General features: G+C 72.5%; 7 protein-coding genes and 1 pseudogene. 2 read left to right on the top strand and 6 right to left on the bottom strand.

What is annotated here, in order from left to right; genetic code table 11:
- From H0487_RS21450 to H0487_RS21425, 6 genes are all read right to left on the bottom strand, one after another.
- Positions 1–410, bottom strand: a 410-nt coding sequence (locus tag H0487_RS21450) for an amidohydrolase family protein (protein WP_183096256.1), incomplete at its 3' end; no start/stop codon positions are given.
- Positions 358–1,437, bottom strand: a complete 1,080-nt coding sequence (locus H0487_RS21445) for a hypothetical protein (protein WP_183096255.1) — start codon at positions 1,435–1,437, stop codon at positions 358–360. The genes H0487_RS21450 and H0487_RS21445, both read right to left, overlap by 53 nt.
- The gene (locus H0487_RS21440; protein ID WP_183096254.1) at positions 1,434–1,763 is read right to left on the bottom strand and encodes a PadR family transcriptional regulator; all 330 of its coding nucleotides are present in this window, start codon (positions 1,761–1,763) and stop codon (positions 1,434–1,436) included. Before H0487_RS21440 ends, H0487_RS21445 begins: the two co-directional genes overlap by 4 nt.
- 72 nt (positions 1,764–1,835) lie before the next feature.
- Entirely contained in the window at positions 1,836–2,717 is an 882-nt protein-coding gene (locus tag H0487_RS21435) for an HpcH/HpaI aldolase/citrate lyase family protein (RefSeq protein WP_183096253.1), read from the bottom strand.
- 1 nt (position 2,718) lies between these two features.
- The gene (locus H0487_RS21430; RefSeq protein WP_183096252.1) at positions 2,719–3,807 is read right to left on the bottom strand and encodes an HpcH/HpaI aldolase/citrate lyase family protein; all 1,089 of its coding nucleotides are present in this window, start codon (positions 3,805–3,807) and stop codon (positions 2,719–2,721) included.
- An 82-nt stretch (positions 3,808–3,889) separates the two neighbouring features.
- Complete coding sequence (locus H0487_RS21425; RefSeq protein WP_183096251.1) at positions 3,890–4,429, bottom strand: DnaJ family domain-containing protein; 540 nt, start codon at positions 4,427–4,429, stop codon at positions 3,890–3,892.
- On the opposite strand from H0487_RS21425, the gene H0487_RS21420 reads away from it, so the two are divergent.
- Entirely contained in the window at positions 4,331–5,458 is a 1,128-nt protein-coding gene (locus H0487_RS21420) for an AfsR/SARP family transcriptional regulator (RefSeq protein ID WP_446685587.1), read from the top strand. The two genes, H0487_RS21425 and H0487_RS21420, sit on opposite strands and share 99 nt — an antisense overlap.
- Positions 5,431–5,836: pseudogene (locus tag H0487_RS21415) on the top strand (hypothetical protein); the annotation flags it as partial. The gene H0487_RS21420 and the pseudogene H0487_RS21415, both read left to right, overlap by 28 nt.

The raw sequence follows: 5,836 nt of genomic DNA, 5'->3' as shown, positions 1-5,836 counted from the left end.
GCGACGAGCACCACGGGCGTCACCCCGGCCGCCAGGTCGAGGTCCGCGGCCCTCGGCTCGCGGTCCCAGGTGCCGGGCCGGTGGCCCCAGCCGATCACCGGGGTGCCGGGTCGCTCCGACACCTGGTGGGCCACCAGGTCGACGGCCTCCTCGACCGAGCCCACCCGGCTGGTGTCGAGGCGCTGCCGGGCGAGGGTCCACTGCCCGAGGTGCACGTGGCTGTCCCACAGTCCCGGCATCAGCCAGCGGCCCTCGGCGTCGTGCTCGTCGACCCCGCTCGGCCGGGTGAGCCCCGGTCCGACCTCGGCGACGACCCCGTCGCGGACCAGCACGTCGACGGGCTGGAGACCGAGCCGGTCAGCGGGTTCGACCGGGACCAGGCGTGCGGCGCGGATCAGCAGGCTGGTCATGGGGAGACGGTACGGAGTCGAGGGGCGGCACCGAGGCCAGGGGGTGGTCCGGCTTCAGTGCGTCGGGGTCGTCGAGCCCCGCGCAGGTCCCGCGGCGGAGCTGGAGCTGGCCGAGGGGGAAGACGTTGTAGGCCGGGACCTCGCCGTTGTAGGCCGGGCAACCGACGGACCGGGCGGTCCCGCGCCCGTGCGCGCTGGCCCGGGGGTCGATGACGACCGGGTCGCCGTCCTGGTCGAACAGCTGGACGGCGACGATCGGTCGACCGTGGACGTCGTAGGCGAAGAGGTTGCGGATCGGCCGTCCGTCGAGGCGCAGGCTGTCCTCGCTCACGCTGCGGGCGCCCTCGCGGTATCCGGTGTTGTAGGCGTTGCCCGTGGTGTGGTCCTCGGTACCGGGCCACGGCACGCTCCAGGTGAAGGGAGCGAGCACGGCTGCCGTGTTGAGCAGCACGAGGACGGTCCTGCTGGCGGGCGTGCGGTCCGGGCCGGAGCCGGGCCACAGCTTGCCGAGCCCGATCAGGGTGCTGATCGCGACGGCCGCGAGCAGCAGGACCTCGCCCACGTACGGAGCTCCGAGCGTGGGGACGAGCGTGAGCGGCTCCCACGTGCCCGTGACCATGTCCAGCGACGTGACCGCGACCCAGGCGCGGGCCACCCACCACGCGGGGCGGAGGGCGACGAGGACGTCCCACGCCGGTGCGACCCGGTGGCGCTCCACGAGCGAGGCCCACCGTGTGCGGGACGCGTCCAGCAGCGCTGCCGGGTCGCGGAGGTCGGGGAGCCTGGGCAGCCGCCGCGGTCCGCTCTCGGGCAGACCGGCAGCAGCGCGGAGCTCGGCGGCATAGATGTCCGGCTCGCCGAGGGGGGTCCCGTCGGCCAGCTGGTCGGAGAGATCGGCCTCGAGTCCTCCGGTCAGGTCGTCGCGGGTCTCGTCGTCGAGGTCGGACAGGCGTCGCCGTACCTCGTCGACGAAGGCGGCCACCTCGGGCCGGACCAGGATCTGGGTGTGCGTGGGGTCGGTGCTCATGCGCGTGCTCCTCGGGGAAGAAGGGACGAGACGGTGTCGGCGAAGGCGGCCCACTCCTTCGCCTGCCGGGCGAGCTGGTCGCGGCCGGAGGGCGTGATGCCGTAGTACTTGCGGTGCGGTCCTTCGTCGGAGGGGACGACGTACGACGTCAGCGCGCCAGCCGCGTAGAGGCGGCGCAGCGTGCCGTAGACGGAGGCGTCGCCTACGTCGTCGAGGCCGCCGCTCCGGAGCCGGCGGAGGACGTCGTAGCCGTAGCCGTCCTCCTTCTCGACGACCGCGAGCACGGTGAGGTCGAGCACTCCGCGCAACAGCTGGGTGGTGTCCATGCGTCGCACACTACTGTGGCTCGCGCAATAGTGTGTGGCGCGTTGGTCTGCCGGCGTGTCGGGCGCGCGGGGTCAGCCCTCCAGCGCCGCGATCGCCTCGGCGATGGAGAGGGTGCGCTCGGCGGACTCGACGTGCAGGTTCTCGACCATCTTGCCGTTGTAGGTGACGACGCCGGAGCCCTTCCCGTCCTCCCAGGCCTGGATGAGGCCGCGGGCGTCCTCGACGGCCTTCTCCGAGGGGGCGAACCCCTCGTTGGCGCCCTCGACCTGACCCGGGTGGATCAGCGTCTTGCCGTCGAAGCCCATCTGGCGGCCCTGCTCGACCTCGGCGAGGAAGCCGTCGAGGTTCTTCACGTCGTTGTAGACGCCGTCGATGATCACGATGCCGGCGGCACGAGCGGCGAGGAGTGCGAGGCCGAGGCCGGTGATCACGGGCTGACGGCCGGGCACGTGCTCGGCGTAGAGCTCCTTGACCAGGTCGTTGGTGCCCATGACGAAACCGGTGAGGCGGTCGGAGGCCTGCGCGATCGACAGCGCGTTGAGCATCCCGATCGGCGTCTCGACCATCGCCCACAGGGTGGTCTTCTCCGGGGCTCCGGCGGCCTCGAGGGCGGCGACGAGCTGCTGCACCTCGGCGGCGGAGTTCACCTTCGGGACGAGGACGACGTCCGGGCCGGCCGCAGCGGCCGCCTTGATGTCGTCGTCGTGCCACTCGGTGCCGATGCCGTTGACCCGGATGATCAGGTGACGGCGGCCGTACTCGCCCGACTGCACGGCAGCGGCCGCGGCCTCACGGGCGGACGGCTTGGCGTCGGGGGCGACGGCGTCCTCGAGGTCGAAGATGATCGCGTCGGCGGCGATGGTCTTGGCCTTCTCCAGCGCCCGCTCGTTGGAGCTGGGCATGTAGAGGACCGAACGCAGCGGCTTGAAGACGGTGGACTCTGGGCGAGACATGTCAGGCCTCCGGGGTGGGGATGGCGTCGTACGTCGCCTTGAGGTCGGGGTCGATCTCGGCCAGCTTCTCTGCGAGCTCGACCAGCACGAGGCACTGCTTGAGGGACGCGTCGTCCTCCATCTTGCCGTCGATCATGACCGCGCCGGTGCCGTCGCCCATCGCGGCGACGACCCGACGGGCGTGAGCGATGTCCTCGACGGAGGGGGAGAAGACCCGGTTCGCGATCTTGATCTGCACCGGGTGCAGCGACCAGGTGCCGACGCAGCCGAGGAGGAACGCGTTGCGGAACTGGTCCTCGCACGCGACCGTGTCCTTGATGTCGCCGAACGGGCCGTAGTACGGGTAGATGCCGTGGGTCGCGCAGGCGTCGACCATCTTGGCGATCGTGTAGTGCCACAGGTCCTGCTGGAAGATCGCACGCTGCGCGTCGAGGACCGGCAGGCCGTCATCGCCCCGGGGGGCGTCCTCGCGCACCAGGTAGCCCGGGTGGCCACCACCGACACGGGTGGTCTTCATCTTGCGGTCGGCGGCGAGGTCGGCCGGGCCGAGCGAGAGGCCCTGCATGCGCGGGCTGGCGCCGCAGATCTCCTCGACGTTGGCGACGCCGCGGGCGGTCTCGAGGATCGCGTGGATGAGGATCGGCTTGCTGATGCCGGCCTTCGCCTCGAGCTGGGCGAGGAGCCGGTCGACGTAGTGGATGTCCTCGGCGCCCTGGACCTTCGGGACCATGATCACGTCGAGCTTGTCGCCGATGGCGGGGACCAGCGTGGTGAGGTCGTCGAGCACCCACGGGCTGTCGAGGGAGTTGATCCGGGTCCACAGCTGCGTCGGCCCGAAGTCCGTCGACTGGGCGATCTTCACCAGGCCCTCGCGCGCGGCGACCTTGTTGTCGGCCTTGACGGCGTCCTCGAGGTTGCCGAGCAGGACATCGACGGTGCCGACCATGTCCGGGATCTTGGCGGCCATCTTCTCGTTCGACGGGTCGAAGAAGTGAATGGCGCGGCTCGGCCGGGCGGGGATCTCGCGAAGCGGCGCAGGCGCACCGACGGCGAGCGGGCGGAAGAAGTCCTTGGCGCTCTTGTGGGTCACGTCATGACAACCTACCGGCGGGTCACCTGGGAGCGGTATGACCCATGTCTCCCCGAGACGCACCACGTCGTTCAGGCGCTCCTCAGCGGCGACGCCATCGCCATCTGCGCCGCGATCCGGGCGGCGTGGCAGCTCCCGTGGCCCTGAAGGCGGCGCGGCGGGCCGCTCGGCGCGACCGCCAGGCGGCCACCGTCTCCTCGACGTCGCGCGGCATGGTGATGAGCGGAGGACCGTCGACGGGCGTGTAGCGGGCCCGGATCACGCGGGCGTTGAAGTCCTCGACCTGGGTGCGGACCTCGTCCTCGGAGCCCAGCCGGTCGAGGACGGCGTCCAGCTCGGCGTCGTCCTTGCGGAGCTGGAGGGCCGGCGGCAGGACGGTGATCCGCTCGCGCTCGACGAGCCGTTTCACCCACCAGTCGGGGTCGTGGCTGTCGCCGAGTCCCTCGATCGGCTTGCCCGCGCCGGGCAGGTCGTCGAAGTCGCCGCGCTCCATGGCGCGCTGGACCTGCAGGTCGACCCAGGTGTGCTGCATCGCGATCCGCTCCCGGGCCGCGGCCCGTTCCGCGGCACGCCGCTCGGCCGCGCGGGCGGCGTCGTGGGGGTCCCTGGTGTCGTCGGTCATCACGGTTTCCTCGGCACCACGGTAGGCCGGAGAACGAAAGGCGGCCACCGAACCCCGGACAGGGCGCGGCCGCGCCCTTACGGTTGCCCCGTGGACGTCAGGCTGCTCGGACCGCTCGAGGTCACGGCCGGTGGCGAGCCGCTCGCCCTGGGAGGACCACGGCAGCGCGCCGTCGTCGCCATCGCCGCGCTGGCGGCCCCGGAGGTCGTGTCGACCGACCGGCTCGTCGACGCCATCTGGGGTGAGGAGCCGCCGGCCAACCCGCTGCCCACCCTCCAGGTCTTCGTGTCCAAGCTCCGCAAGGTGCTCGCCGCGGCCGGTCAGGAGGGCGCGCTCGAGTCGCGTGCGCCGGGCTACCGGCTGCGCATCGACGTCGCCGACACCGACATCGGCCGCTTCGAGGCGCTCACGGCGAAGGCCCGGGGCCTCCGCGACGGTGACCCGGCGGGAGCTCTGCGCGCCTACGAGGAGGCGTCGGCGTTGTGGCGGGGCCCGTTCCTCGCCGACCTGGCCGACCTGCCGTTCGTCGCGGCCGAGGGCGCGCGGATCGAGGAGCTGCGGCTGCTGGGGACCGAGCAGCGGATCGAGGTCGGTCTCGCGCTCGGGGCGCACGCCGAGCTGGTGGCCGAGCTGGAGGAGCTGGTGCGCCTGCACCCCACCCGCGAGGTGTTCTGGGGACACCTGATGACCGCGCTCTACCGCAGCGACCGACAGGCCGACGCGCTGCACGCCTACGGTCGCGCGCGCGACCAGCTCGCCGAGGAGCTCGGCATCGACCCCAGTCAGGCGCTGCGCCAGCTCGAGCTGGCAGTCCTCCAGCAGGACNCCTCCAGCAGGACCCGACCCTTGCCGTGCCGGTCCGGCCCGCCGTCGCAGCCGAGGCGCCCGCGGACGCCGTACCCGGGACGTCCGGTACGGCGCCGCGTCTCGCCGCCCGCGTCCCGCGCCTCACGACCGCCACCTTCGGGCGCGAGGGCCTCGTCGCCGAGGTCCTCGAGCGGCTGGCGACGTCCCGGCTGGTCAGCCTGACGGGCATGGGAGGCAGCGGGAAGTCGCGGCTCGCCACGGTCGTCGCCCACGAGCTGGTCACGGCCGGCCGTGGTGTGGTCTTCCTCCCGGTGACCGAGGCGATGACCGAGGAGCGGCTCCACGCCGACCTCGCCGACGCACTCGCCGCCGGGGGTGCACGCGATCCGCTCGACGCCCTGGCGGACCGCGACGAGACAGTGGTCCTCGACAACCTGGAGTCGATGCCGCAGGCCGCGCCGGCGGTCGCGGCGGTCCTCGAGCGGACCGCGCTGACCGTCGTCGTCACCTCCCGGATCGGTCTCGGGCTGCTCGCTGAGGCCGAGCTCCCGGTGCCCCCGTTGGCACTCCCGTCGGACGGGGCCTCGGTCGAGGAGATCG

The sequence above is a fragment of the Nocardioides stalactiti genome, assembly GCF_014180715.1.
In the GTDB taxonomy this organism is placed as follows: Bacteria; Actinomycetota; Actinomycetes; order Propionibacteriales; family Nocardioidaceae; genus Nocardioides; species Nocardioides stalactiti.
Note: the sequence above shows the minus strand (reverse complement) of the source record. Positions and strands in the feature narration are given on the sequence as shown.

What these genes read in the sequence shown, in the direction of transcription:
- H0487_RS21425 (WP_183096251.1), bottom strand. Translation starts at nt 4,429, where the DNA reads ATGACCGACGACACCAGGGACCCCCACGACGCCGCCCGCGCGGCCGAG.
- H0487_RS21445 (WP_183096255.1), bottom strand. Translation starts at nt 1,437, where the DNA reads ATGAGCACCGACCCCACGCACACCCAGATCCTGGTCCGGCCCGAGGTG.
- H0487_RS21435 (WP_183096253.1), bottom strand. Translation starts at nt 2,717, where the DNA reads ATGTCTCGCCCAGAGTCCACCGTCTTCAAGCCGCTGCGTTCGGTCCTC.
- H0487_RS21440 (WP_183096254.1), bottom strand. Translation starts at nt 1,763, where the DNA reads ATGGACACCACCCAGCTGTTGCGCGGAGTGCTCGACCTCACCGTGCTC.